The 24,157-nt window shown below is 64.5% G+C and carries 20 protein-coding genes; 10 read left to right on the plus strand and 10 right to left on the minus strand.

Going from position 1 to position 24,157, the window contains the following annotated elements:
• The first annotated feature begins 70 nt into the window (after positions 1-70).
• Together HDIA_RS19935 and HDIA_RS19940 are read left to right on the plus strand one after the other, a co-directional pair.
• Complete coding sequence (locus tag HDIA_RS19935; RefSeq protein WP_099557746.1) at positions 71-2,053, plus strand: protein meaA; 1,983 nt, start codon at positions 71-73, stop codon at positions 2,051-2,053.
• A 78-nt stretch (positions 2,054-2,131) separates the two neighbouring features.
• The gene (locus HDIA_RS19940) at positions 2,132-3,043 is read left to right on the plus strand and encodes a DMT family transporter (protein WP_099557747.1); all 912 of its coding nucleotides are present in this window, start codon (positions 2,132-2,134) and stop codon (positions 3,041-3,043) included.
• Positions 3,044-3,084: 41 nt separating this feature from the next.
• On the opposite strand, the gene HDIA_RS19945 is transcribed toward HDIA_RS19940, so the two are convergent.
• Complete coding sequence (locus HDIA_RS19945; RefSeq protein ID WP_099557748.1) at positions 3,085-4,836, minus strand: methyl-accepting chemotaxis protein; 1,752 nt, start codon at positions 4,834-4,836, stop codon at positions 3,085-3,087.
• Between the two features lie 177 nt (positions 4,837-5,013).
• Positions 5,014-5,961 carry a YihY/virulence factor BrkB family protein gene (locus HDIA_RS19950; RefSeq protein ID WP_099557749.1) on the minus strand — a complete coding sequence of 316 codons (948 nt, stop codon included), beginning with the start codon at positions 5,959-5,961 and terminating at the stop codon, positions 5,014-5,016.
• Positions 5,962-6,199: 238 nt separating this feature from the next.
• Here HDIA_RS19950 and HDIA_RS19955 point away from each other — a divergent pair, with 238 nt between their 5' ends.
• The 3 genes from HDIA_RS19955 (at position 6,200) to HDIA_RS19965 (ending at position 9,722) form a co-directional block, all read left to right on the plus strand.
• Positions 6,200-7,876 (plus strand): acyl-CoA dehydrogenase family protein, encoded by a 1,677-nt coding sequence (locus HDIA_RS19955; protein ID WP_099557750.1) that lies wholly within the window; start codon positions 6,200-6,202, stop codon positions 7,874-7,876.
• A gap of 97 nt (positions 7,877-7,973) precedes the next feature.
• A complete protein-coding gene (locus HDIA_RS19960) occupies positions 7,974-8,477 on the plus strand; it encodes a TspO/MBR family protein (protein ID WP_099557751.1) in 504 nt (167 codons plus the stop codon).
• A 198-nt stretch (positions 8,478-8,675) separates the two neighbouring features.
• Positions 8,676-9,722, plus strand: a complete 1,047-nt coding sequence (locus HDIA_RS19965; protein WP_099557752.1) for a hypothetical protein — start codon at positions 8,676-8,678, stop codon at positions 9,720-9,722.
• Positions 9,723-9,840: 118 nt separating this feature from the next.
• Here the strand turns inward: HDIA_RS19965 and leuB are convergent, their stop codons facing one another.
• The 8 genes from leuB to HDIA_RS20005 form a co-directional block, all read right to left on the minus strand.
• Positions 9,841-10,947, minus strand: a complete 1,107-nt coding sequence (leuB, locus tag HDIA_RS19970; protein WP_099557753.1) for a 3-isopropylmalate dehydrogenase — start codon at positions 10,945-10,947, stop codon at positions 9,841-9,843.
• Positions 10,948-11,129: 182 nt separating this feature from the next.
• Positions 11,130-11,789, minus strand: a complete 660-nt coding sequence (locus HDIA_RS19975) for a carbonic anhydrase (RefSeq protein WP_099557754.1) — start codon at positions 11,787-11,789, stop codon at positions 11,130-11,132.
• Between the two features lie 205 nt (positions 11,790-11,994).
• Entirely contained in the window at positions 11,995-12,750 is a 756-nt protein-coding gene (locus HDIA_RS19980) for a DUF429 domain-containing protein (RefSeq protein ID WP_281259964.1), read from the minus strand.
• Positions 12,747-13,658 (minus strand): pyridoxal kinase, encoded by a 912-nt coding sequence (gene pdxY / locus HDIA_RS19985; RefSeq protein ID WP_099557755.1) that lies wholly within the window; start codon positions 13,656-13,658, stop codon positions 12,747-12,749. Before pdxY ends, HDIA_RS19980 begins: the two co-directional genes overlap by 4 nt.
• Before the next feature lie 250 nt (positions 13,659-13,908).
• Positions 13,909-14,502 carry a hypothetical protein gene (locus tag HDIA_RS19990; protein WP_099557756.1) on the minus strand — a complete coding sequence of 198 codons (594 nt, stop codon included), beginning with the start codon at positions 14,500-14,502 and terminating at the stop codon, positions 13,909-13,911.
• A 353-nt stretch (positions 14,503-14,855) separates the two neighbouring features.
• A complete protein-coding gene (locus HDIA_RS19995) occupies positions 14,856-15,458 on the minus strand; it encodes a ferric reductase-like transmembrane domain-containing protein (protein WP_245883991.1) in 603 nt (200 codons plus the stop codon).
• A gap of 64 nt (positions 15,459-15,522) precedes the next feature.
• A complete protein-coding gene (locus tag HDIA_RS20000; RefSeq protein ID WP_099559047.1) occupies positions 15,523-15,969 on the minus strand; it encodes a peptidase associated/transthyretin-like domain-containing protein in 447 nt (148 codons plus the stop codon).
• Positions 15,970-16,250: 281 nt separating this feature from the next.
• Positions 16,251-16,643 (minus strand): cupin domain-containing protein, encoded by a 393-nt coding sequence (locus tag HDIA_RS20005; RefSeq protein ID WP_425432958.1) that lies wholly within the window; start codon positions 16,641-16,643, stop codon positions 16,251-16,253.
• A gap of 183 nt (positions 16,644-16,826) precedes the next feature.
• Between HDIA_RS20005 and HDIA_RS20010 the strand changes: the two genes are divergently transcribed.
• The 5 genes from HDIA_RS20010 to atpD all read left to right on the plus strand — a co-directional run bounded on the left by HDIA_RS20010 (position 16,827) and on the right by atpD (position 24,140).
• Positions 16,827-19,049: a primosomal protein N' gene (locus HDIA_RS20010; RefSeq protein ID WP_245883993.1), complete on the plus strand. Its 2,223-nt coding sequence runs from the start codon at positions 16,827-16,829 to the stop codon at positions 19,047-19,049.
• Between the two features lie 422 nt (positions 19,050-19,471).
• Positions 19,472-20,032 (plus strand): F0F1 ATP synthase subunit delta, encoded by a 561-nt coding sequence (locus HDIA_RS20015; protein ID WP_099557760.1) that lies wholly within the window; start codon positions 19,472-19,474, stop codon positions 20,030-20,032.
• Entirely contained in the window at positions 20,032-21,561 is a 1,530-nt protein-coding gene (gene atpA / locus HDIA_RS20020) for a F0F1 ATP synthase subunit alpha (protein WP_099557761.1), read from the plus strand. The genes HDIA_RS20015 and atpA overlap by 1 nt, the downstream gene beginning before the upstream one ends.
• 191 nt (positions 21,562-21,752) lie before the next feature.
• Positions 21,753-22,628: a F0F1 ATP synthase subunit gamma gene (locus tag HDIA_RS20025; protein WP_099557762.1), complete on the plus strand. Its 876-nt coding sequence runs from the start codon at positions 21,753-21,755 to the stop codon at positions 22,626-22,628.
• 78 nt (positions 22,629-22,706) lie between these two features.
• Positions 22,707-24,140 (plus strand): F0F1 ATP synthase subunit beta, encoded by a 1,434-nt coding sequence (atpD, locus tag HDIA_RS20030; RefSeq protein WP_099557763.1) that lies wholly within the window; start codon positions 22,707-22,709, stop codon positions 24,138-24,140.
• The last annotated feature ends 17 nt before the right edge of the window (positions 24,141-24,157 follow it).

The raw sequence follows: 24,157 nt of genomic DNA on the forward strand, positions 1-24,157 counted from the left end.
AAGCATTGGCATCGAGCATGACGATGGCCGGCACGGGGAAGGCCAACGCGACAAAGGGACGAGCAAGCCGATGAGCGATGTGAAACGCGACAAGCCCTGGATCATCCGCACCTATGCCGGTCATTCGACGGCGGCGGCCTCCAACGCGCTCTACCGGTCGAACCTCGCCAAGGGCCAGACCGGCCTGTCCGTCGCCTTCGACCTACCGACCCAGACCGGCTACGACCCGGACGACGCCCTCTCGCGCGGCGAAGTCGGCAAGGTCGGCGTTCCCGTCTCCCATCTCGGCGACATGCGCGCGCTCTTCAACGACATCCCGCTGGAGCGCATGAACACGTCCATGACGATCAACGCGACGGCCGCCTGGCTCCTGTCGCTCTATATCGCCGTCGCCGACGAGCAGGGCGCCGACCGGGCAGCCCTCAACGGCACGACGCAGAACGACATCATCAAGGAATATCTCTCGCGCGGCACCTACGTCTTCCCGCCCGCGCCCTCGATGCGGCTCACCACCGACATGATCGCCTGGACCTACCAGAACATGCCGAAGTGGAACCCGATGAACGTCTGCTCCTACCATCTGCAGGAAGCGGGCGCGACGCCGGTGCAGGAGCTGGCCTTCGCCCTTGCCACCGCCACCTGCGTGCTCGACGGCATGAAGGCCTCCGGCGCGATTCCCGAGGCCGAGTTCCCGGCCGCTGTCGGCCGCATTTCCTTCTTCGTCAACGCCGGCATGCGCTTCATCACCGAAGTCGCCAAGATGCGGGCCTTCACCGAGCTTTGGGACGAGATCCTGGAAGCCCGCTACGGCATCGCGGACCCGAAGATGCGCCGCTTCCGCTACGGCGTGCAGGTGAACTCGCTCGGCCTCACCGAGCCGCAGCCGGAAAACAACGTCGCCCGCATCCTGATCGAGATGCTGGCTGTGGTGCTGTCCAAGAACGCGCGTGCCCGCGCCGTTCAGCTTCCGGCCTGGAACGAGGCCCTCGGCCTGCCTCGTCCGTGGGACCAGCAATGGTCGCTGCGCATGCAGCAGATCATGGCCTTCGAGACCGACCTGCTCGAATACGGCGACATCTTCGACGGCTCGACCGTCATGACCGCCAAGGTCGACGCCCTGAAGGACGAGGCCCGCGCCGAGCTTGCCCGCATCGAGGAGATGGGCGGGGCGATCGCGGCCGTCGAAAGCGGCTACATGAAGCGGGCGCTGGTGGAGAGCAACACCCGCCGCCTTGCCGGCATCGAGGGCGGCGAGCAGATCGTCGTCGGCGTCAACAAATTCGTCGAGACCGAGCCGTCGCCGCTGGCCGCCGGTGCCGACGGCGGCATCCTCACCGTGCCGGAGCACGTCGAGCCGGAAGCCATCGAGGCGATCAAGGCCTGGCGCGAAAGCCGGGACGCCAAGGCCGTCGAAAAGGCGCTGGCGGACCTCAGGTCCGCCGCCATCGAAGGCCGCAACATCATGGAGCCGTCGATCGTCGCCGCCAAGGCGGGCGTGACCACCGGCGAATGGGGCCGCGCCCTGCGCGAGGTCTTCGGCGAGTTCCGTGCTCCGACCGGCGTCGGCGCCGCCGCATCGGCCTCCGCCGGCGAGATCGAGGCGGTCCGGGCCTCCGTCGAGGCCGTCTCCGACAAGCTCGGCCGGCGGATCAAGTTCCTCGTCGGCAAGCCGGGCCTCGACGGCCATTCCAACGGCGCCGAACAGATCGCCGTGCGCGCCCGCGACTGCGGCATGGAAGTCGTCTATGAGGGCATCCGCCTGACCCCGGCCGAAATCGTCAACGCCGCGCTGGAGGAAGGCGTCCACGTCGTCGGCCTCTCCATCCTCTCTGGCAGCCATCTGCCGCTGGTGCGCGAGGTGATGAAGGGTATGCGTGAGAACGGGCTCGACGACGTGCCCGTCGTCGTCGGCGGCATCATCCCGCCGGACGATGCCGAACAGTTGAAGGCGATCGGCGTTGCCGCCGTCTATACGCCGAAGGACTTCCAACTCACTGACATCATGGCGGATGTGGTGCGGATCGTCGACCGGATGAGCGCGGCGGCGGCATAGCTGCCGCCCTCGCCGGGCCATTCACAACCCGGCCGAACGCGCGTATGACTGCGGCCCTCGAAATTCGAAGGCCGCCTGATGAATACCGCCAGCCAAACGACAACGCCCACCGGAACCGAAGGCGACCGCCTGATCCTGCGTGTCGCGCCGATGACCTTCGTCGTCCTCTGGTCGACGGGCTTCATCGCGGCGAAATACGCCGCCCCGGTCGCCGGCCCCTTCTCGCTGCTGTTCCTGCGGATGGCCTTCGTGATCCCGGCGCTCGGGCTGATTGCGCTGGTCTACAGCAAACGCAGGCCTTCCCCGCGCATCGCCCTCCACGCGATGGTTGCCGGTATCATGATCCATGCGGCCTATCTCGGCGGCATGTTCTTTGCCATCAAGCATGGACTGCCGGCCGGCTTTGCAGGTCTCGTCGTCGGGCTCCAGCCGATGCTGACGGCGATTTTCGCTCGTCCCGTGCTGGGTGAGCGTCTGTCGCGCGCGCATCTGATCGGCCTGGCCCTGGGCCTTGTCGGCGCCGCGATGGTCGTCGTGCCGAAGCTGGACCCGAGCGCTGCGAACAGCGTCACGCCGATGGCGATTCTCATCGCCATCGGGGCCGTCGCGATGGCAGCCCTTGGCACGATCTATCAGAAGCGTTTCGTCTCCGGCGCCGATCTTCTCTCGTCCACGGTCCTGCAATATGTCGGCGCGACGCTGGCGCTCCTGCCGCTCGCGGCGGCCGAGGGCTTTCATTACGTGCCGGGATTGCAGCTTGTCGCGGTCGTCGCCTGGCTCGCCATCGTCCTCTCGATCATCAGCGTGCTGCTGCTCATGCTGATGATCCGCGAGGGAGCGGTCTCGAAGGTCGCCGCCCTCTTCTACCTCGTGCCGCCGACGACGGCGGCGATGGCATGGGTGCTCTTCGGCGAAGCCCTGACCATCGTCCAGATGGCCGGCACGGCGCTCGTCGCCCTCGCCGTGGCGCTGGCGACGCGGAAGACGTAAGCCGGCCACGGGCCGGCCGAACCGTCTCGCGGGGAGGACTGTTACAGCCGCCGTGCCAGCCTCAGACCACCCCAGTGGCGTCCAGCGACGATGATCGGCGCGTCCGTTTCCTTCATCATCACGATGTTGCCGCCACCCATGTCGCGGGCATAGTTCTGGACGAGGAAGGGCCGCGTGTTGCGGGCCGCGAGCAGCCCCGTGCGGTCGTCGAAGATGCGCTTGTTGCGGCTGTTGGCGGCATTCCAGACCGGATCGTCCGGCTTTTGCGGCTGCGAGAACTTCCTGTTGTGGACCGGCAGATAGCCGTTGAGGTCCACCGCCGCACAGAAGGCGACGCTGGTATCGCGCTCCACCACGCCCTCCTGGATCGGCGGCAACAGGCGTTCGAGAACCTTGAGCGCCCGCGTCTCCACCTGCTGCGGATTGGTCCCCGCGATCGGCGTGTAGTCGTGGTCGAAGAGGGCTTCGGCGGAGAGATTGCCGGACCGGATTTCCTCTTCGAGCAACGAGGAGATCGTCGCGGCCGCCTGTTGCACGGTCGCGATATCCCCGGCGCTGTCAGCCTCAAGACGCTCGACACGAGTCGTCACCGCTTCATAGGCGGCTCCCTCCGTGGCATCGAAGGCCATGTGGGCGCCGAGCGGGCTGACCGCGACGACACGCACCGGCAGACGCCCGATCCCGTCGAGAACAATCTCGGTCCTCCCGGGCTTCAGGACCGTATCGTCGGTCGCCCGCACGAGGCAGCCGCCGGATGAAAGGTCGATCGTGGCGACGGGGACTTCGCGTCCGCCGTCCTTCAGCCGTCCGTGGATCTCCACCGGCCAGCGGTCCGCCTTGCGCCGGTCGCCGCTTTCCGACTGGCGCACGACGGTCAGCATCTTGCGTGTGACATCGGCGAGTGTCTCGTCCATCGAGACGGTCGCGTCTTCCGCCCCCTGGCTGGCCTCGACCGCCTCGAAGGCGGCCGAACTGATGTCGCGGGCATGGCCGGCGACCTCGGCGGCGAACTGGGCCGTTTCCTCTGCGGCATGGGTGATCTTGGCCGCCGTCTCCGCCTGGCTCGCCACCGCATCGTTGACGCCGCGAATGACCGGCTGGATGCCGTCGACCGAGGTCACGATCCGGCCGACCGAGCCGATGGCCTTGTCGGCGCGCTCGCGAAGGTCGGCGATCGTGGCCGCGATCCGGTCGGTGGCATGACGCGTCTCGACGGAGAGCGCCTTGACCTCGCCCGCCACCACGGCGAACCCACGGCCCGCTTCTCCGGCGCGCGCCGCCTCGATGGTCGCGTTGAGGGCGAGAAGGTTGGTCTGGCCCGCGATCTCGGCAATGAGGCTCACGACCTCCTCGATGTCGCTGATGGCCTTGGCAAGTTCGTCCATTTCAGCATTGGCGCTGGTGGCCGAAGCCTGGGCATCCTCCAGCATCCGGCTCGACTGGTCGGCCCGCTCGCGAATGTCGCGGTTGGCCTCGACCAGCGCGACGATGGCGTTGGCGACCTCCGAGGTGCTCGCCTCGGCTTTCTCCGTCTGGGCGGTCAGCGTGTCGGTTTGATCATGAATGCCCGCGACGATCGTCCGGCTCTTCGCGGTGACCCCGCGCATCGACGCCCCGACGGTGGCAACGCGCTCGGCCATCCGCTTCAGGTCCATCTCGATCATGTCGACGAGAACGTCGTCGTGCCTCGGAGCCGGATCGGTCGCCGGCGCCATGACCGTCACGGGCACCGGTTCCGGCTCGACGGCGACCGGCTGCGTGCTGTCCTTGGTCCACCATCCAAACATCTGCATTCTTCCCTCGTTCGCGGGAAGTCTGCCTTTGAATGGTGGACAGAAAGTAAAACCAAATAAAGGACCTCCTCCCTACCAAAGTCGTAGCGCGGCACGACTTCAAGGCCGCCGAGATCAGCAGTTTTCCCGACAGATCAACCGCGTCATCGGCGAGCGAAGTTACTGAAATTTCTATGCCTATGCCTGCCCCATGGTCAGCATCTCGCGCGTCGCGCGATGTTCGATACGTGCCGCGTTGATGGATGCGCCGAACAGGAAGATCGCCGCCAGGAGATAGAGGAAAACGAGCGCCGTCATGACGCCCGCAAGGCCGGCATAGGTCGAGGCATAGTTGGCAAAGCGCGCAAGATAGGTGGCAAAGCCGATGCCGCCGGCGATCCATGCAACGATGGTCACCACGATGCCGGGCAGGATGTCGCCAATGTGCCGCTTGCCCGCCGGAAGCCACAAGTGGGCAATGACGAGCGCGATGCCGAGCACCCCGGCGGTGATGATGTAGCGCAGGAAGACGCCAAATTTCGACGTCACGAAAGCATAGAGCGACCAGGATGAGAGGCCGGACTTTTCGGCAAGTCCGGAAAGATCGTGGACGACCTGCTGTTGCTGGACGATGCCCCAGGCCACGGGACCGACGATCACCAGAAGACCGAGCGTCAGGAAGGCGACCGTTCCGATCAGCACATAGATGATGCTTTCGAGCCGAAGCACGATGAAATTCCGATGCTCCGTCGCGCCATAGGCCCTGTTGAGACCGAGCCGCATCGCCTCCACGCCATTGGAGGCAAAGTAGATGGCAAGAAGAATGCCGATGGTCAGAAGATCGCCGCGCGGCACCGTCAGCACCGAGTAGACTTCATGCGTGATCGGACCGGCGACGTTTTGCGGCCAGGTCTCGAACAGCAGCGAGATGCTGGTGCGGGCGACATCGCCGAGATTGAGGTAACTTGCAAAGGCGGTCAGGAAGATCAGGAAGGGAAACAGCGCCATCAGCGAGGTCATCGCCATGTGGCTGGCAATCGCCCACCCATCCGTTTCGTTGAAGCGATTGATGGCCCTGTAGAGGGAACGGCCAAGCCCCAGAAGGAAATGGAACACATCGGCGGGACCTGGAACTCGCAAATCCATTACCTCCGGCCTCTCCTTCTTTGGGATGAAAGCCCGGCATCAAAGCGCGAGCCAGACACTTGAAAACTTGTCCCATTTCGCCGTCACATCAAGATGCAGCGGCCCCCCGTGACGAAAAGCGCATTGCCGACTGCCGAAAAAGCGGCAATTCCTCGACCAACGCACGGGTCCAAGGCCCCGAAATCTGCAACAAGACCTGCAACCGGCAGACATCATAACGGTAGGGAATGAATTCGCGATGAGCCTTCAACCGAATTTCAGCGACAGCAGCAGCGATGTCCTCGAAACGCTCGGGACGGCCGTTGAAGCGATCGACGCGCTCGTGGCCGCGGCCCGCAAAGCCGTGGCGGCCAAGGTCACCGTCGGCGGCCGCATCGATGGCAGCGCGCTGGAGCGCGAGCAGCGCGCGACCCACGGCCTTGCCTGGCTTGCCACCTATCGCGAAAGCCTGTCCCAGCTCGATGCCTATCGCACGCGTCTTTCCGCCGAGGGCCGCTTCGGCGAGACCGAACGTCTCCTGGTCCTGATCGGCGCTGGCGAATATCTGGCGCAGATCTTCGGCGGCATTCCCATGAACCAGGGCGAATTCGTTCGCCTTGGTGATCTCGGAGTCGATGCGGCAACCGCCGCCGCGGCCCGCACGGCCGACGTCGAGGCCCTGATCGCGGCCGGCTGCGCACCCACGCCGCGCGCCGCGCTTGTCGACGCCATGCGCAAGAAGACCGAGGCGGAGATCGTCGGCGACAGCGGCCTTGACGAGACCATGGAAGCCTTCCGGGCCGAAATGCGCCGCTTTGCCGAGGAAGAGGTGCTTCCGCATGCCCACGAGTGGCATCTGGCGAATGCCTATATCCCGATGGAGGTGATCGACAAGCTCGCCGAACTCGGCGTCTTCGGCCTCACCATTCCTGAGGAATACGGCGGGCTCGGCCTTGGCAAGGAATCCATGTGCGTCGTCTCCGAGGAATTGTCTCGGGCCTATATCGGCGTCGGCTCGCTCGGCACGCGCTCCGAGATCGCCGCCGAACTGATCCTCGGCGGCGGCACGGAAGACCAGAAGCAGGAATGGCTGCCCAAGATCGCCAGCGGCGAGGTGCTTCCGACGGCCGTCTTCACCGAGCCGAACACCGGCTCCGACCTTGGCTCGCTGCGCACCCGCGCCGTCAAGGACGGTGACGTCTACAAGGTGACCGGCAACAAGACCTGGATCACCCATCCGGTCCGCGCCGACCTGATGACGCTGCTCACCCGCACCAACCCGGACGAGCCCGGATATCGCGGCCTTTCCATGTTCCTGGCGCCCAAACCGCGCGGTACGGACGAGACCCCCTTCCCGGCCGAGGGCATGTCCGGCGGCGAGATCGAGGTGCTCGGCTATCGCGGCATGAAGGAATACGAGATCGCCTTCGACGGCTTCGAGGTCCCCGCCGCCAACCTCCTCGGCGGCGTCGAGGGCCAGGGCTTCAAGCAGCTCATGCAGACCTTCGAGAGCGCCCGCATCCAGACGGCGGCCCGCGCCGTCGGCGTCGCGCAATCGGCCTTCGACATCGGCCTCAAATATGCCGAGGAGCGCATCCAGTTCGGCAAGGCGCTGGTCAATTTCCCGCGCGTTGCCGACAAGCTGGCGATGATGGCCGTGGAGATCAACATCGCCCGCCAGCTCACCTATTTCTCCGCCCGCGAGAAGGACGAGGGGCTGCGCTGCGATCTGGAGGCCGGAATGGCGAAGCTGCTCGGCGCCCGCGTCGCCTGGGCGGCGGCGGACAATGCGCTGCAGATCCACGGCGGCAACGGCTTTGCCCTCGAATACCAGATCAGCCGCGTCCTTTGCGACGCCCGCATCCTCAACATCTTCGAGGGCGCCGGCGAAATTCAGGCGCAGGTCATCGCCCGCCGCCTGCTCGACGAGGCCTGAGACGCAGCGGTCGGACGAAGCCTGCGCGATTGAGCCGGCTGGACGTTTCGCCCGGCCGGCCTATCTGCAAGGTGTTTGAAGATCAGGAGCTTGCACCTTGGCGGACCTTGCCCGTCCCTCGCCCGTGAAGAATTTTGGCGCTTTCCTCGTCTGCCTCGCCCTCTGCGCCGCGGCAGGCGTGATCGGCAGCGCGGCGACGCTGCCGGAGATTCCCGGCTGGTATGCCTCGTTGCAAAAGCCGCCCTTCAATCCGCCGAACTGGGTTTTCGGCCCGGTCTGGACCTTTCTCTATATCCTGATGGCCTTTTCGCTCTGGCGCGTCTGGCGGGCCGGGCCGAATGCGCCGGGCAGACGGCGCGCGATCGGCCTCTTTCTCGCACAATTGGTGCTGAACGCTCTCTGGTCGGTCGTCTTCTTCGGCCTCCACAGCCCGGCCGGCGGCCTTGTCGTCATCGTCCTTCTGATCGGCACCCTGGTGCTGACGATGCGGGCCTTCTGGCCCATCAACCGCACGGCGGCGCACCTGCTCGTTTCCTATCTGGTGTGGGTCGCCTTCGCCAGCCTGCTTAATGCCTCGATCCTGTGGCTCAACGGGCCCTGAAGGCCGCTGGCCCAACATCAGGCGTCGCCCCGGCGCGCCTGTCGCCAAACCTGTCAAGAGCCTGTCAGGAATGCCGGAAATCCTTGTGCAACAGCACGGAAAGCCGGCATCGGGATCGTAAGGCAACATAACTGTCATGGAGCCATCCTAGCGTCCGCACCGCCCGATCCATTCGGTGAACAGACGACAGGAAAAATCATGACAGCACCCAGCCTTCGCATCGCGCTTGCCGCGACCGTCTCCCTTTTGGCCGGCGTCCTGACCGCCGGCACGGCCGGAGCGGCCGAGGCGCCCTATTCGATCGGCCTTTGGGGCGACATGCCCTACGCCAAGTCCGGCGACCAGCCGCGGATCCCCGCTCTCATCGACTCGATCAACGCCTCCGACATCGAATTCTCGATCTATGACGGCGACATCAAGGACGGCAGCTCCAAGTGCACCGACGACGTCTACGACAGCGCACTGAACATGTTCGACAGTCTCAAGAAGCCGGTGATCTACGTGCTCGGCGACAACGAGTGGACCGACTGCCACCGCACCAACAATGGCGGCTATGACAACCTCGAGCGCCTCGACCACATCCGCAAGACGATGTTCACGACACCCGGCAGCTTCGGCCAGGAGAAGATGACGCTGGAGCACCAGGGCAAGCCGGGCGAGAAATACGTCGAGAACACCCGCGTCTCGCGCGGCGGAGCGATGTTCGTCGGCCTCAATATGCCCGGCAGCAACAACAACAAGGTCAACGACGACAAGGCCTGCACCAAGAAGAGCGACCGGACGCTGGAGCAGTGCGCCGCCGACAACGCCGAATGGGCCGAGCGCAATGAGGCCAACATCGCCTGGATGCACGACTCCTTCGAGAAGGCCAAGGCCGAGGGCGACAAGGGCCTGATGATCGTGATCCAGGCCGATCCGGGCTTCGACATTCCCGAGACCGAGGACGATGACGAAAGCCGCATGCCCGACCGCGACGGCTATGCCGCCTTCCTCGACGCGCTGATGGCCGAGGCCGAGGCCTACGACGGCCAGGTCATGCTAGTCCACGGCGACACCCACTTCTTCAAGATGGACAAGCCGCTGCGCAACGCCACGCACATGATCCCCAACATCACCCGCGTCGAGACCTTCGGCAGCCCGAACGTGCATTGGCTGAAGGTGGACGTCGATCCCTCGACGCCGGACGTCTTCACGGTGCATCCGATGATCGTCAAGGCGAACGCCAAGGTCGGCATCACCAACTGATCCGGTCCCCGGCTTAGATCTGAACGACTAGACCTGAACGAAAAAAGGCCCGGAGCGGCGGATCGTCATCCGCTGCTCCGGGCCTCTGTCATTCATGCGAAGCGGTGAAGGACGACGCTCAGAAGCTCGCCTGGAAGGCCTTGAGCACGGCGGCGCCCATGTCCTTGGTGCCGACCGTCGCCTCGCCCTTGGCGGCGATGTCGCCGGTGCGCAGGCCATCGGCCAGGACCTTGGCGATGGCGGCTTCCAGCTTGTTGGCTTCCTCGATCATGCCGAAGGAATAGCGCAGCGCCATCGCGAGCGAGCCGATCATCGCGATCGGGTTGGCGACGCCCTTGCCGGTGATGTCCGGGGCCGAGCCGTGCACGGGCTCGTAGAGCGCCTTGCGGCTGCCGGTCTTGGCGTCTTCCGCACCCAGCGAAGCCGACGGCAGCATGCCGAGCGAGCCGGTCAGCATCGCGGCGGCGTCGGACAGGATGTCGCCGAAGAGGTTGTCGGTGACGATGACGTCGAACTGCTTCGGATTGCGCACGAGCTGCATGGCGCAGTTGTCGGCGAGGATGTGGGTGAGCTGGACGTCCGCATATTCTTCGGCGTGGACGCGGGTGACGACTTCCTTCCAGAGCACGCCGGAACGCATCACGTTGTGCTTTTCGGACGAGAAGACGTGGTTGCGGCGGGTCTTGGCAAGCTCGAAGGCGACGCGGGCGATGCGTTCGATTTCCGGCGTCGTGTAGACCTGCGTGTCGACAGCGCGCTTGTCGCCGTTCTCAAGCGTCACGATCTCCTTCGGCGTGCCGAAATAGGTGCCGCCGGTGAGCTCGCGCACGATGAGGATGTCGAGGCCCTCGACAACCTCGCGCTTGAGGCTCGATGCGTCGGCCAGCGCCGGATAGCAGATCGCCGGGCGCAGGTTGGCGAAGAGGTCGAGATCCTTGCGCAGGCGCAGAAGACCGGCTTCCGGGCGATGCTCATACGGCACCTTGTCCCACTTCGGTCCGCCGACGGCGCCGAAGAGGATGGCGTCCGCCGCCATCGCCTTTTCCATGTCGCCTTCGGAGATCGACACCTGGTGCGCGTCGTAGGCGGCGCCGCCGACGAGGCCCTCGTCCGTCTCGAACTTGGCAAGGCCGGCCGAGTTCATCCAGTCGATGATGGCCTTCACCTCGGCCATGATTTCGGGGCCGATGCCGTCGCCGGGCAGCAGGAAGAGTTTCTTGGACATTGCGGACGTTTCCCGTTGAAGGAGCTTCTGGAAGGTCGCCCCACGGGAGCGGCTCCGCCCGCGCGCGACGATATCGGCGCTCCCGTTACCGCGAAGACGCCCGGCTGGCAAGTCGGACGCCGAAGCGCAGGTGTTTCAACGCAAGGCCCCGGCGGCTCCGTCCAGCCGTCAACGCCCTCGGATCAGAACCCGCTGAAGGGGCCGAAGTCGCCGGTGTCCGGATCGAGCACATGCAGTTCGCCGAGGCCGACATCGAACCAGGCGCCGTGGAGCTTCAGGTTGCCCTTGCCCGTGCGGATCTTCACGCAGGGGAAGGTCATCAGGTTTTCCAGCGACCTGCGCACGACGTCATGTTCCAGCCGTGTCTGCTTCTGGTCTTCCGGCACGGAGGCATCGGCGCGTACCCGGTCCGCCTCGGGGGTTACCAGCGACATCCAGCGGCCGATAAAGTCGGTCGAGGTCAGCGGCGCGGGATTGGTGAGGGCCGCGTGCACGCCGCCGCAGCGGCCGTGGCCCATCACCACCACATGCTTGACCCTGAGCGCGACGATGGCGAACTCCAGCGCCGCCGAGGTGCCGTGGTGCACCTGGTCCGGCTGATACGGCGGGATGAGGTTGGCGACATTGCGCACGACGAAGATTTCGCCCGGCCCGGCATCGAAGATGACTTCCGGCGAGACCCGGCTGTCGCAGCAGCCGATGATCATGATCTCCGGCTGCTGTCCCGTCTCCGCAAGACACTTGAAGCGGCTCTGCTCGGTCGGAAAGCGGCTGTCGCGAAACGACTTGTAGCCGCTGACGAGACGATCCGGAAAGCTTGCCGGCAAATCGATCACACTCATCGTGAGGAACCTCGTGACAGTAAAAACCCGGACGACGTCTAAGCAGTTTTACGGAAGCCGGCAAGGCCGGATGCTGCGCTGCAATGTCGCCATTTCGGACGATTCCAGTGCGGTGCCCGCTCACGCGCATTCACATGACTGGGCCTGGCGCCGCTCTGCGCTCCTGAATTTGGAGCACAATGCATTCGCTTCAATAGGTTGCGCTCTAGGCCCAGATCGCGATCCTCAGCCCATGGGCATCGTAAATGTCCTCTTGCGGGAACGGACGCGCAAGGCCGCGCGCGATCCGTGATGCAATGGCCGCACAGGCGCAGGCATCGACGAAATCATCGCCGGCAGCCCCGCGCGGCGGCTTCTGCGAGAGGAAATCACTCGAAAATCCGCTTGCCTCCAGAAGCTGGCGCCGTTCATCGAGCCCCGCCGGATTGACGGAACCCTTGATCTTCTTCGGCAGCGACATCGCCCGTTCGCCGTTGAGCCGCCAGAAGGCGACCTCGGGGTGGACCTCATGGACCCGCTCTTGCAGACCGGTATCGGCGCGCAGCAACGCGTCGATCTCGCGGATTTTCGGGAAAAGATGAAAGGCCTGCTTGGACACCTTGCGCGGCGGATCGGAGGTGGCGAGCGCGACGCGGCAGGCTTCGCGATAGTCCTCGCATGCGACGGCGGATCGCGAAGGCACGGAAAAGACGCTCGACTGCCGCTCGCCGAGCAGCGGCCGGACGGCGACTTCGGCCCCGCGCCCGCCGATGCCGGCCCGGTCGGGCAGACCGATCGGCATATCGACGGCCACGATGCCCGGAACCTCGCTGCCGAAAAAAACATCGAGGAACTGAGGGACGACACGTGCGATCGGCGGCGCATCGCCCTCCAGGCGTATGGTCACCACCATCCACCCACCCGGACAGCCATCGACGCCCGCGACCAGACTCGGCCGCGCCGCCGGCGGCTCGTCCGTCACCGGATCTCCTCGGTTTCGCGCGGCACCGCCAGACGCCGGACGTCCACCATCGCCATCGGATGAACGAACCGGTCCTGGCTGCCGACGAGGTCAAGCTCGTCCTCGCCGGTATGCGCCGAGCGGATCAGAACCTCGTAGGTGCCGGCCACCGCATGGCGCAGCGCCGTTTCGGCCGGCACCTTGGCGAGCAGCTTGTCGAGCAGCAGCGCGGCGAAGACATCGCCCGTGCCGCTGAAGACATGAGACCCCTCGGGCGGCGGCAGCCTGTTGTTCTCCGCGACCAGCACCTGATCGCTGGCGCTCTCACCGCCGTCCACCAGAAGCGTCGCGATCTTGCCCCGCAGCATCGCCGGAACGGACGTGACCGCCACCCGCGCCGGGCCGAGCGCCCGCGCGACCTGCACCACCTCCGTGACCGACGACACAGACCGGCCGGAAAGCCAGCCAAGCTCGGTGATGTTCGGCGTCACGAGGTCGGCGAGCGGCAAGAGTTCGTCGCGCACGGCCTGCCCCGTCGCCTCCGGAACATAGAGGCCGCCTTCGTCGCCGATCACCGGATCGCAGAGAAAGAGCGCCGACGGGTTGACCGCCTTCAGCGCCCTGACGAGCCCTGCGATGGGCGCCGCCTGCGATCCGGAGCCGAGATAACCGCTGACGATCGCGCCGACATTGGGAAGCCACGGCGCACGGCCGAGGTCCGCCAGCATCGCCGCGAAATCGTCCGGCGACGGCTCGATCCGCGTCGCAAGCCCGTGCCCCGGGTGCCAGGGCAAGAGCACCGTCGGCACGAACCAGACCCGGTGCCCGAGGCGCTCGAACACGAAATCGGCCCGGCCGCCGACCGAGCCCCGCGCGACCTGCGAGGAGATGACGATGATTTCGGACGGAGGCGGGGATTGATCGGTCATGCTCGGGCAATATGAACGTTGAAGGGACTGCCGGCTTCATAGAGCCTGCGCGAACCGATGGCCAGCGGACTTGATGTCTTGGCCTCTTATCGTCGCTGCCAAGGTCCCTCAAAAATCATTGCCGCTCTATCCTGATCGCTGACAAACAGTTTCAGCTTGAGCTGATAAAAGGCCTGAATGATCTGGACAAGAAGAAGATGCGCCGGAACGAAGAGCAGGAATATGAACAAATCACGGGCATCCGGATGGCTCAAGAACGACCACGCCCTGTAAGAGCGATGAGTAGGCCCGCCTTCGGCAAGTAAGGCAACGGGATGTAAAGCAGCAAAATCAAGGAACAGGTCAGCACAACCCCCAATACGCACCACCATGGATAAGCCAAAAGAATGTAAGGCTTTTTAGGAATATTTGGAGAAAGCTCCACAAAATCATAGATGACGACCAAAAGGGCTCCATAGGACAGATAAGTTATCAGAAAAGAATTGTAGAGAGCGGAGTAATGCTGCTTCATGATGCGAAGCTCCATTCCGTCACCCAGAGGAACTTCGAGATTGATACGCCCCATCGAGGACGTCAGGAAATATACGGAAAAATCCATCGAAAAATCTGGAATAAGTAGAAATATAACAAACACAACCACTTCCAGAGCGATCAAAAACCAGAGAAAAAAACCTGCAAATTCCAAATCTGTTTTCTCTGATTTCTCCTTCCTGAAAATAAGCGCCCAAATTAAAATGAATGTAGACCCAAAGAGAAATATTAACTTCGGGATTATCGCCCCAATGAAAATCGATGCGACCAAGGCAACAAAATAAACTGGAATTCTGCTTACAGCATAGCTCAAGAGCCGCCTCCCCGATAGAAAATCACGCCTTTCATGAGTTGGGAGGCTTCACCGAAGCTACCTAAGATTGCGTCAAGGAATTCCCGAAATTTCGCAAATATCAGGCTTTTCTATCCGGAAGTCCGGCATGGGAATGTCTCATCCTATTTCGGCGCAACCAGTTGAAATAGCGGAAGCTGAATTGAACGGAACATGCATGGCGGCGGTCTTTTCGGCCGGCAGACTGACGCGTCAGGCAACCACACTCCCATGGTCGCGGAGGTAAGGACACAGGTCCTTCTGAACCCAGGTTGAACAGAATTGAGCCGTTGGCGCTTGGCGCTCGCCCCTGCCCCCGGATTGCAAATATGCCCTCAGTCCTCGCTCTCGCCCGGCTCACCGCTACGCCAGCGCAGCAGCGGCTTGACAATGCGCAGGTCCAGCAGCGTCAGGCTCGTCACCAGAAGGACGGCAAGGCAGAGGGCCCATTTGGAAATCGGCTCCATCGTGCCCTCGATCTGCAGGGCATGAACGACGGTGGCCACCACCACGATCAGGGCCAGACCGTTATGGACAATCCGCCAGATCGAACTGCGCATACCCATCCGACGCCGCAGCGAGACGAGAAGGACCGTCAGCACGATGCCCCATAGCGCGATGACGCCGTAGACCGAAAAGGGCGTCGGCGCGACGAGCATCAGGGCGTCCAGCGTGTCCGGCGGGCTCGTCAGATAGAGGCCACCAATATGAAGGGCGACGAGCGTGACGATGGCCCAGCCTGCACGTCGGTGCCATTTACGCGCCTCCGCAAGGCGCAAGCCCGGCAGATAGCCCGCCGCGAGGACGGGCTGGATGAAGAGCACCGCAAGGCACAGGATGCCGGCAAAGCCGCCGACGGTATAGGGCACACTGCGATAGGCGAGCAGCGGGCTGAGCGCCGCGAGCACGATCGGGACCGCGACGACAGCAGCAAGCACGGCCCAGATCGGAACGGCGAGGAAGGTCCGCCTCGGCGACTGTTTTTCCCCTGCGGACGACACGTCAGGCCGGGGCGAGAACGAAATCCGCCGTGACGGACGTATCGCTCGCACTCGGCATCACGGGGCGCAGGAACACCGTCTGGAATGCGCTGTCGTCATAGGCGAGATGAGCGTGCGGCTGGCCGAAATTCGGCACGATCTGCTCCATCTCCAGCTTGAACGAGCCATCGGCGGCAGTGAGAACGCTGCCGTGGTTGAGCGGCTCGCGCTCGCCGCCAAGCGTGGTCGCGGCCCAGATCTGGATGCGGACATTTTCCAGCGGCGCGCCGTCCCCGGCACGAACCACGCGGCCGGAGACCCAGAAGCCCCGCCCGAGACGTTCCACCAGCGGCGCGCCGGGGCGATAATTGTTGCTGCCGCCACGCATGGAGGCGGTCGGCGCGAGACCTCCCGCGAAGGCGGGCGCAATGAGGCCCATTGGCCCTTGTGCGAGAGCCGCTCCGGCCATTCCTGCAGCGGTGAGGAAAGAACGGCGATTGTAGAAAGGAAGGTTCAATTCCGTTTCTCCTTGTCCGTTTCGTCGCAAAGGAGCCGGCACCGCATCTTGCGGCACCGCTCACTTGTTTCAGGAAAGATACATGGCGTGCAGCAGGGAAAGAAGAAGAGCGAGCACACAATATTGTGAGGCGATTGTCGCCGTCTCCTAGGACATCGCTCTCAGACCGGCTCGTTCGACTGTCGCCGGAGACGCGCCGTGTCATCCCCGAAGCGGTGCAGATTCGGTTCTCTTCATATGCGTGGCTTTGGAGCCGGCTCCCGGCCGCTATCGCCTGAATTGGGCTCGCCCTTCGGCTCGATCAGCAGAACTTTCACTTCGGCCTCTGCACGGGGGCGATGGACAACGCCTTTAGGAACCACAAAAAGCTCGCCGGCCTTGACGGTGCGCGACGGCTCTCCCTCGATGTCCATGACCATTTCGCCTTCAAGAACAAGGAAGAAGTCGTCGGTCGTATCGTGTTTGTGAAACGGGAACTCGCCCTTGAATTTCACGACCATGACGTCGTTCGCGTTGTAGTCCGCCACAACGTGCGGATCCCAGTGGCTTGAAAATTGGGCCAGTTTTTCGGCAAGATTGACGGCTTTCAATCCATCGGTCCTTTCGCGGTGAAACGTGTTGGGCATTGTCAGGAAGGCAGGACAGCACCGAGAAAGCCGACAATGTCCTTCCAATGCCACCCGAAAGGCAAACGGCAAGCGACATCGCCCAATCTGGTCGCGAACAGAAATGACGCCGCGAACACATTGCCAGCGTCGCTCGCAGCCGATGAAATAGCCCATCCTCGAATCGACTGGGCACATTCCTCCGTGGCGGACCTCTTCGGCCAGACTGACAGCAACAACCCGTCCGCCACTCCGACCATCGCGGAGATCCTGACGCCGGTCGCGCTCGACCAGACCTACAGCTACCTCGTTCCCGAAGGAATGACGGTCCGGCCCGGATCCATCGTCATCGTGCCTCTCGGCCCGCGCAAGGTGATCGGCGCGGTCTGGTCCGTCGGCGGCACGTCCTCAGTTCCGGCGAAGAAGCTGCGGCCGATCGAGCTTGTCTTCAGCATTGCCCCGTTGTCCGACACACTACGCGAGCTCCTCGACTGGGTCGCCCGCTACACGCTGACGCCGCGCGGCATGATGCTGCGCATGGTGCTGCGCTCGCCCGAAGCGCTGGAGCCGGAAGCGCCGGTCACCGGCGTTATCCGCGACGGCGACGCGCCCGAACGGATGACCGACGCCCGCCGCCGCGTGCTCGCCACGATGGAAGACGGCATGGCCTGGACACGGACGGGTCTTGCCGCAAGCGCCGGCGTCAGCCCCGGCGTCGTCGACGGATTGGTCGCGGCGGGCACCCTGAAGCTCGTCGACCTGCCGCCGGGCCGCCCGCTCCATCGCCCCGATCCCGACTTCAATCCCCGCGAACTGACCGACGCCCAGGGAGAGGCGGCACGCCAGTTGAAAGCCGCCGTTGCCAATGGCTTTTCCGTGACGCTGCTGGAAGGCGTCACCGGCGCCGGCAAGACCGACGTCTATATGGAAGCGGTCGCCGAAACCCTGCGCAAGGGACGCCAGGCGCTCGTGCTGGTGCCGGAAATCGCCCTCACCCGCGATTTTCTGGAGCGCTTTTCCGGGCGCTTCGGCGCCAACCCCGGCGAATGGCATTCCGACGTCAATCCCAAGCAGCGCGCGCGCCTTTGGCGCGGCGTGACGACCGGCGACGTGCGCGTCGTCGTCGGCGCGCGCTCAGCGCTCTTCCTGCCCTTTGCAGACCTCGGCCTCATCGTCGTCGACGAAGAGCACGACACCGCCTACAAGCAGGAGGAGCGGGCAACCTACAACGCCCGCGACATGGCCGTGGTGCGCGGTCATATGGAAAAGATCCCCGTCGTGCTTGCCTCGGCGACGCCTTCTCTGGAAACCCGCGCCAACGTCGATCGCGGCCGCTACACGCGCATCCACCTGCCCTTCCGCGCCACCGGCGCCTCGCTGCCGGAACTGGCGCTCATCGACATGCGCCGGGCCGGGCCCGACAAGGGCCGGTTCCTGGCGCCCGGTCTCATGCGCGCCGTGGAGGCCACCGTCGGCAAGGGCGAGCAGGCCCTTCTCTTTCTGAACCGGCGCGGTTATGCGCCGCTGACGCTCTGCCGCTCCTGCGGCCATCGCTTCCAATGCCGCAACTGCTCCACCTGGCTGGTCGATCATCGCTTTCGCGGCACGCTCTCCTGCCACCACTGCGGCTTTACGATGCCGCGCCCGGAAAGCTGCCCCGAATGCGGCACCGTCGATTCCCTCGTTGCCTGCGGTCCAGGCGTCGAGCGCATCGCCGACGAGGTGCAGACGCTCCTGCCCGGCAAGAGGACGGTCGTGCTCTCCTCCGACATGACCGGCGGCGTCCAGCAGCTCCGCCGGGAACTGGCCGCCATCGCCGAGGGCGACGCCGACATCATCATCGGCACCCAGCTCGTCGCCAAGGGCCACACCTTCCCGAAGCTCACCCTTGTCGGCGTCGTCGACGCCGACCTCGGCCTTGCCCATGGCGACCCGCGCGCCGCCGAGCGCACCTTCCAGCTTCTCGTGCAGGTCACGGGCCGCGCCGGACGCATCGGCGGCGAGGGCCTGAGCCCCGGCCTCGGCATCCTCCAGACCTATGCGCCCGAGCATCCGGTGATGGCCGCCCTCGTCTCGCGCGACCCCGAGCGATTTTACGAGACCGAACTTGCCGAACGCCGCGCCGCCCGCATGCCCCCCTTCGGCCGTCTTGCCGGCATCATCGTCTCCGCCACCGACCGTCATGCGGCCGAGGACCACGCAAGAGCACTTGCCCGGGCCGCCCCGCGCGATCCCGTCATCGAGGTGCTCGGACCGGCGGATGCGCCGCTGGCGCTCGTGCGCGGCCGCCACCGGCTGAGGCTGCTCGTCCACGGCGACCGCGACAGCGATCTTTCATCCTATTGCAGGGCGTGGCTCGATGCCGCACCCAAGGCCACGGGGTCCGTCCAGGTCCTCGTCGACATCGATCCGCAAAGCTTCATGTAGGCCCCTGCAGCGGCCGATTGCCTTCGCCCGGGCAAAAGCGCTGTTCCGGGAAGGAGAGAGGCGTAAGTAGAGCCCCGGACCGCCCGGCAGGTCTCATCGCAGAGGCGTCGCCGCGGCGACGTAAAACGCACGGGCTCGGCGCTCGAACGGCGGCCGAAGCCAGTATTGTGCGGCCCGCCCGCCTCCGACTTTCGGCCCGATTCTTAACCATGCACGGAACAACCCCAGGTCAAAGGCTGAAACCCGCGATTTTCGAGTCATAGGGCCATGTTGCCAGACCCCTCCCCTTATGCTAGACGAAGCCGAATTCGTGGCGGGGGCGCACGGCCCCTGCCATATTCATGATTAAAACCATCAATCATTTCAGATTCTTGGGTTCACCCAAGGAAACTGAGTGAGGATCAGGAGAGGCATCGTTTCCCGTGAGCGAGACCGCAGACGCCGTATCTGGTGTAGCCGAGCGCTACGCGACCGCCCTGTTCGACCTCGCCCTGGAAGCTGGCGCCCTTGACCAGGTGTCGGGCGACATCGCCAGTTTCGAGGCTCTCCTCAAGGAGAGCGACGACCTGAAGCGTCTTGTTCTCTCCCCGGTTTTCTCGGCCGATGACCAGTTGAAGGCGATCACCGCCATCCTGGATCGTGCCGGTCTCGGCGGCCTCGTCGGCAACATCGTCAAGCTTGCCGCACGCAACCGCCGCCTCTTCGCCATCGAAGGAATTTTCAAGGGATACCGCGCCCTGCTTGCCGCCCACCGCGGCGAGATCACGGCGGACGTGGTTTCCGCGACGCCGCTCAACGACGTGCAGGTCGCGGAACTCAAGGACACCCTGTCGGCGATGGCCGGCAAGCAGGTGATCATCAACGCGAGTGTCGATCCCTCGCTGATCGGCGGTCTGATTGTCCGCATGGGCAGCCGGATGATCGACAATTCGCTTAAAACGAAGCTCAACGCGCTCAAGATCGCACTGAAAGAGGTCGGCTGATGGATATTCGGGCCGCGGAAATTTCCGCAATCCTCAAGGAGCAGATCAAGAACTTCGGCCAGGAAGCCGAAGTCTCTGAGGTCGGCCAGGTATTGTCCGTCGGTGACGGTATCGCTCGTGTTTATGGTCTCGACAACGTCCAAGCGGGCGAGATGGTCGAGTTCCCGGGCGGTATTCAGGGCATGGCGCTCAACCTGGAATCGGACAACGTCGGTGTCGTTATTTTCGGCTCCGACCGCGAAATCAAGGAAGGCGACACGGTCAAGCGCACCGGCTCGATCGTGGACGTTCCGGTCGGCAAGGGCCTTCTCGGCCGCGTGGTCGACGGCCTCGGCAACCCGATCGACGGCAAGGGCCCGATCGAATACACCGAGCGCCGCCGCGTCGACGTGAAGGCGCCGGGCATCATCCCGCGCAAGTCGGTTCATGAGCCGATGTCCACGGGCATCAAGGCCATCGACGCCATGATCCCGGTTGGCCGCGGCCAGCGCGAGCTCGTCATCGGCGACCGCCAGACCGGCAAGACCGCGATCATACTCGACACCTTCCTCAACCAGAAGCCCCTGAACATGGGCGACGACGAGAGCCAGAAGCTCTACTGCGTCTACGTCGCCATCGGTCAGAAGCGCTCGACGGTTGCCCAGTTCGTGAAGTCGCTCGAGGAAGCCGGCGCTCTGCAGTATTCGATCGTCGTCGCGGCCACCGCGTCCGATCCGGCTCCGCTGCAGTTCATCGCTCCCTTCGCGGGCTGCGCCATGGGCGAATATTTCCGCGACAACAAGATGCACGCGGTCATCGCCTATGACGACCTCAGCAAGCAGGCCGTCGCCTACCGCCAGATGTCGCTGCTGCTGCGCCGTCCGCCGGGCCGCGAAGCCTATCCGGGCGACGTCTTCTTCCTGCACTCCCGTCTGCTGGAGCGCGCGGCCAAGCTCAACGAGGACAATGGCCTCGGTTCGCTGACCGCCCTGCCCGTCATCGAGACGCAGGCGAACGACGTGTCGGCCTATATCCCGACCAACGTGATCTCGATCACCGACGGCCAGATCTTCCTTGAGACGGACCTCTTCTTCCAGGGCATCCGCCCGGCGGTGAACGTCGGTCTCTCCGTGTCGCGCGTCGGCTCGGCCGCCCAGATCAAGGCGATGAAGCAGGTTGCCGGCTCGATCAAGGGCGAGCTTGCCCAGTATCGCGAAATGGCCGCCTTCGCCCAGTTCGGCTCCGATCTGGACGCCGCGACGCAGAAGCTGCTGAACCGCGGCGCCCGCCTCGTGGAACTCCTGAAGCAGCCGCAGTTCTCGCCGCTGAAGACGGAAGAGCAGGTCGCGGTCATCTTCGCCGGCGTCAACGGCTATCTCGACAGCATCCCTGTCTCCAGCGTCCGTTCCTTCGAGGAAGGCCTGCTGCGCTTCCTGCGCGACAAGCACAAGGACATCCTCGACGGCATCTGGAACGAGAAGGCTCTGTCCGATGACCTCAGGGGCAAGCTGAAGGCGGCGATCGACAGCTTCGCCAAGTCCTTCGCCTGAGACTGACCGGTAAGGCGGGCGGCGTGCTTGACGCAGGCCGAACCCGCCTTCCGGTCGATCGGCCGGCAACGGACGGCAAGAGGCATGGTGCGGTTTGCCGCAACATGCCGAAGCCCTGAACGAAAGACCCTTTCTGGCGGGCGCCAGAGGCCGAAGATGGCCGGGTGACCACCAAGGCAAGAGGACTGGGGATGGCGAGCCTCAAGGAACTGAAGAACCGCATCGCCTCGGTGAAGGCGACGCAGAAGATCACGAAGGCGATGCAGATGGTCGCCGCCGCGAAGCTTCGCCGTGCCCAGGAGGCCGCCGAGGCCGCGCGTCCCTATGCGACCCGCATGTCGACGGTGCTGGAAAACCTCGCCGCCGGCGTTGCCGGGCGAGACGGTGCTCCGCTGCTGCTGGTCGGCAACGGCAAGTCCGAAACGCATCTGCTTGTCGTGTGCACGGCCGAACGCGGCCTGTGCGGCGGCTTCAATGCCCAGATCGTCCGCCTTGCCCGCGAGCATATCCGCCGGCTTCTGGCCGATGGCAAGACGGTCAAGATTCTCGCCGTGGGCAAGAAGGGCGCCGATGCCCTGCGCCGCGACTATGGCAAGCTGATCATCGACCGCATCGAGTTCCGCGGCGTCAAGTCGATCGGCTTCGATCATGCGTCGAGCGTGCAGACCAAGGTCATGCAGCTCTTCAACGCAGGCGAATTCGATGTCTGCACGCTGTTCTTCTCGCGCTTCCAGTCGGTCATCGCGCAGATCCCGACGGCGACGCAGTTGATCCCGGCCCAGTTCCCCGAGCGCGACGAGAACGCCGCTGGCGCGCTCTACGAATACGAGCCCGGCGAGGCCGAAATTCTGGAGGACCTGCTTCCGCGCGCGATCGCCATGCAGATCTTCACCGGTCTTCTGGAGAATGCGGCCTCCGAGCAGGGCGCTCGCATGAGCGCCATGGACAACGCGACCCGCAACGCGGGCGACATGATCAACCGGCTCTCGCTGGAGTACAACCGTACCCGCCAGGCCATGATCACCAAGGAACTGATCGAGATCATTTCGGGCGCCGAAGCGCTCTGATCGTGAAACAACAGCTGGTGCCGACGGACCGAACCGGGCCCAGCCTCTGGCAAAACAGAAAGTGACGAGGGCAAACGGATGGCGAATGTCGGTAAGATCTTTCAGATCACGGGTGCTGTCGTCGACGTGAAGTTCGACGACCAGTTGCCGCCTATCATGAACGCGCTGGAGACCCAGAACGGCAACATCCGCCTTGTTCTGGAGGTCGCTCAGCACCTTGGCGAGAACATCGTCCGCACCATCGCCATGGACACCACCGACGGTCTGGTCCGCGGCCACGAAGTCACCGACACCGGTGCTCCGATCCGCGTGCCGGTCGGCGACGGCTGCCTTGGCCGTATCCTCAACGTCATCGGCGAGCCGGTGGACGAATGCGGCCCGGTCGAGGCCGAGGAGCTTCGCTCGATCCACCAGGAAGCCCCGTCCTACGTCGACCAGTCGACCGAGGCCCAGATCCTCGTCACCGGCATCAAGGTCGTCGACCTTCTGGCTCCCTACGCCAGGGGCGGCAAGATCGGCCTCTTCGGCGGTGCGGGCGTCGGCAAGACCGTGCTCATCCAGGAGCTGATCAACAACATCGCCAAGGTGCACGGCGGCTACTCGGTGTTCGCCGGCGTCGGCGAGCGCACCCGCGAGGGCAACGACCTCTATCACGAGATGATCGAGTCGGGCGTGAACAAGGACCCGCACGAGAACAACGGCTCCGCCGCCGGTTCCAAGTGCGCCCTCGTCTACGGCCAGATGAACGAGCCCCCGGGCGCCCGCGCCCGCGTCGCGCTTTCGGGCCTGACCATCGCCGAGCATTTCCGTGACAAGGGCCAGGACGTGCTCTTCTTCGTCGACAACATCTTCCGCTTCACCCAGGCGGGTTCGGAAATGTCGGCGCTTCTCGGCCGTATTCCTTCGGCGGTGGGCTACCAGCCGACGCTCGCCACCGACATGGGCGCCCTGCAGGAGCGCATCACGTCGACGACCAAGGGTTCGATCACCTCGATCCAGGCGATTTACGTGCCGGCCGACGACTTGACCGACCCGGCTCCGGCCACCTCGTTTGCCCACCTCGACGCGACGACGACCCTGAACCGCTCGATCGCCGAAAAGGGCATCTACCCGGCGGTGGACCCGCTCGACTCGACCTCGCGCATGCTCGACCCGCGCATCGTCGGCGAGGAGCACTACAACGTCGCCCGCCAGGTGCAGCAGATCCTGCAGAAGTACAAGTCGCTGCAGGACATCATCGCGATCCTCGGCATGGACGAGCTCTCCGAAGAGGACAAGCTCACCGTCGCCCGCGCCCGCAAGATCGAGCGCTTCCTGTCGCAGCCCTTCGACGTCGCCGAAGTCTTCACCGGCTCGCCGGGCGTGCAGGTCAAGCTCGAAGACACCATCAAGGGCTTCAAGGGCCTTTGCGAGGGCAAGTACGACCACCTGCCGGAAGCCGCCTTCTACATGGTCGGCACCATCGAGCAGGCGGTCGAGAAGGCCGAGAAGCTCGCCGCCAAGGCGGCCTGATCGGATCGATCGAATCA

This window comes from Hartmannibacter diazotrophicus, assembly GCF_900231165.1.
In the GTDB taxonomy this organism is placed as follows: Bacteria; Pseudomonadota; Alphaproteobacteria; order Rhizobiales; family Pleomorphomonadaceae; genus Hartmannibacter; species Hartmannibacter diazotrophicus.

What these genes read in the sequence shown, in the direction of transcription:
- HDIA_RS19935 (WP_099557746.1), top strand. Translation starts at nt 71, where the DNA reads ATGAGCGATGTGAAACGCGACAAGCCCTGGATCATCCGCACCTATGCC.
- HDIA_RS19940 (WP_099557747.1), top strand. Translation starts at nt 2,132, where the DNA reads ATGAATACCGCCAGCCAAACGACAACGCCCACCGGAACCGAAGGCGAC.
- HDIA_RS19945 (WP_099557748.1), bottom strand. Translation starts at nt 4,836, where the DNA reads ATGCAGATGTTTGGATGGTGGACCAAGGACAGCACGCAGCCGGTCGCC.
- HDIA_RS19950 (WP_099557749.1), bottom strand. Translation starts at nt 5,961, where the DNA reads ATGGATTTGCGAGTTCCAGGTCCCGCCGATGTGTTCCATTTCCTTCTG.
- HDIA_RS19955 (WP_099557750.1), top strand. Translation starts at nt 6,200, where the DNA reads ATGAGCCTTCAACCGAATTTCAGCGACAGCAGCAGCGATGTCCTCGAA.
- HDIA_RS19965 (WP_099557752.1), top strand. Translation starts at nt 8,676, where the DNA reads ATGACAGCACCCAGCCTTCGCATCGCGCTTGCCGCGACCGTCTCCCTT.
- leuB (WP_099557753.1), bottom strand. Translation starts at nt 10,947, where the DNA reads ATGTCCAAGAAACTCTTCCTGCTGCCCGGCGACGGCATCGGCCCCGAA.
- HDIA_RS19975 (WP_099557754.1), bottom strand. Translation starts at nt 11,789, where the DNA reads ATGAGTGTGATCGATTTGCCGGCAAGCTTTCCGGATCGTCTCGTCAGC.
- pdxY (WP_099557755.1), bottom strand. Translation starts at nt 13,658, where the DNA reads ATGACCGATCAATCCCCGCCTCCGTCCGAAATCATCGTCATCTCCTCG.
- HDIA_RS20000 (WP_099559047.1), bottom strand. Translation starts at nt 15,969, where the DNA reads ATGGCCGGAGCGGCTCTCGCACAAGGGCCAATGGGCCTCATTGCGCCC.
- HDIA_RS20005 (WP_425432958.1), bottom strand. Translation starts at nt 16,643, where the DNA reads ATGCCCAACACGTTTCACCGCGAAAGGACCGATGGATTGAAAGCCGTC.
- atpA (WP_099557761.1), top strand. Translation starts at nt 20,032, where the DNA reads ATGGATATTCGGGCCGCGGAAATTTCCGCAATCCTCAAGGAGCAGATC.
- HDIA_RS20025 (WP_099557762.1), top strand. Translation starts at nt 21,753, where the DNA reads ATGGCGAGCCTCAAGGAACTGAAGAACCGCATCGCCTCGGTGAAGGCG.
- atpD (WP_099557763.1), top strand. Translation starts at nt 22,707, where the DNA reads ATGGCGAATGTCGGTAAGATCTTTCAGATCACGGGTGCTGTCGTCGAC.